Here is a 1822-nt window from a genome sequence, read left to right on the forward strand (position 1 = left end):
TTCGTCTGTTTGTTTTTAGTTGTTAATTTGGCTGATCCAGTAGTGGAAAATAGGCTGTTCAATTGTTGATGAGCCACTTTCTTTACAATCTACCATATAAACGCATTCTCGTGCATTGTTTGCTTATACGTGTATATAGTTGTCAAATACGTGCTATGATTGTGTATGTCCTAAATGGACACAAGCAACGCTCCTAAGCAAAGCCTGTATGTACTGATTTCAGAAAAGCCCTCTATTCCGCATAATAGAGGACTTTTTTTTGTGCATTCTGCTTAATTTAAACGGACAAAGTATACGTCTAAAAGCTGAACGTGTTGTCTGAGAGCGCGATATTATTTTCCCCTAGTTCGGGCGTCTCTACTCTCCAGAATATCTAATTGAAAAGTAAATTTTCGCTTGTCTTCAGCGTCTAAAGAATCAATGAGATAGTCTAATGCGTTATCAATGGCATCTTTTTGAGATTTATATAGACCAATTCCAGATAAAGCTTCCGCTTTGTTCTTAATATGGTTGTTGATTCTAACGTTAGCATAAAAAGTAACAGAATCTGCAACGCTTTTTCCCGGTTTTGATGGTTTGCCATTATTACTTTTAAGATCATCTGTAGTAAAGGTGTTTTTGGGTTTGATATCTTGTCCACGATCAAGTGGGTCCGTCTTTGGTTGTTTTTTTAGATTGGGATTGTTTAATAATCCGCTCATTCCTATTCACCAGCCATTCTGCTAAATATTTCATCAGTAACGTTGGAGTATACGTCTTGAACTGCTTTATCAAACTGATCTTTAAATGTCACCCCGGTTACATCATATCGTTTTAAGCGTTCCATATTTTTAATTGTTATGTCAAAAATATTTTCTTTACCAAATATATCAATTGCTTTAGCTAAGGTGCTCTTATCGACAGGGGCACCATTTTTCAGCAAAACCGGCAATATTCCTAGTAAATCTAATGTCGGAGCGTGGAATTCATTGATAATTTGATCTTGCATGTATTTGATGAATGCCTGGGCACCCTGAAGCGATCTTTCCTGAGTTTGAAGAACGACAATCGCGTAGTCTGTCATATATAATGCGGTATCTGTGATTAGGCTAATTGTAGGTGGAACGTCTACCAACAAGTAGTCATAGTCATCTTTCCACGGATTTATTAAGGTAGATAAGTATTTTACACGATCGGTGTAGTCAGAAATTATATTCTCCATATATCTAGGATATAAAGAAAAGTCAGCTGAGGATGGAAGAATATCTAAATTTTGGATTACGTTGATGATAGCTGGTTTGAGGTTTTTGTTTTTAATTGCGGTCATCAAGGTTTCATCAAAAGAAGTTACTTCACCGCCGACGTTATTTTTAGTTTTTAAATATAAATTAGTGGCGTTAGCTTGAGGATCCAAATCTATTAATAGTGTTTTATACCCACGACGTGCCAACTCGATACCAGTCATTGTACTATTAGTTGTCTTGCCAGTCCCGCCTTTAAAGTTTGAAAATGTTATGACTTTGCTATCCAAAATATCACCTCATAAATATGTAGTGTAATGCTCTTAAAGCATAGCACAAAAATTAGTACATGTATACAAATACAAGTGTGTAAAAGTAAAAATGTATACATGATCTCTATGCAGACTGCAATAGAGGCGTTTTGAATGAGTATACAAATACTAATTTTTACATTAGTATTTGTACTAATATAAAAATGTATACATTTTTAAAAAAGTGTTGATTTCTTTTATTGAGAGAAATACAATTGTACTTGTAAGTGAATACAAAAAAACACCCACCGACGGGAATCGGTGAGCGCCACATAAAAGTCAACTTGTTTA

The 1822-nt window shown here is 35.0% G+C and carries 2 protein-coding genes; both read right to left on the reverse strand.

Going from position 1 to position 1822, the window contains the following annotated elements; translation table 11 throughout:
- Positions 1-332 precede the first annotated feature (332 nt).
- Complete coding sequence (locus FC07_RS07745) at positions 333-701, reverse strand: DUF5388 domain-containing protein (protein ID WP_020090532.1); 369 nt, start codon at positions 699-701, stop codon at positions 333-335.
- 2 nt (positions 702-703) lie between these two features.
- The gene (locus FC07_RS07750) at positions 704-1510 is read right to left on the reverse strand and encodes a ParA family protein (RefSeq protein ID WP_010010558.1); all 807 of its coding nucleotides are present in this window, start codon (positions 1508-1510) and stop codon (positions 704-706) included.
- Positions 1511-1822: the final 312 nt, after the last annotated feature.

The sequence above is a fragment of the Loigolactobacillus bifermentans DSM 20003 genome (assembly GCF_001434575.1).
Taxonomy (GTDB): Bacteria; Bacillota; Bacilli; order Lactobacillales; family Lactobacillaceae; genus Loigolactobacillus; species Loigolactobacillus bifermentans.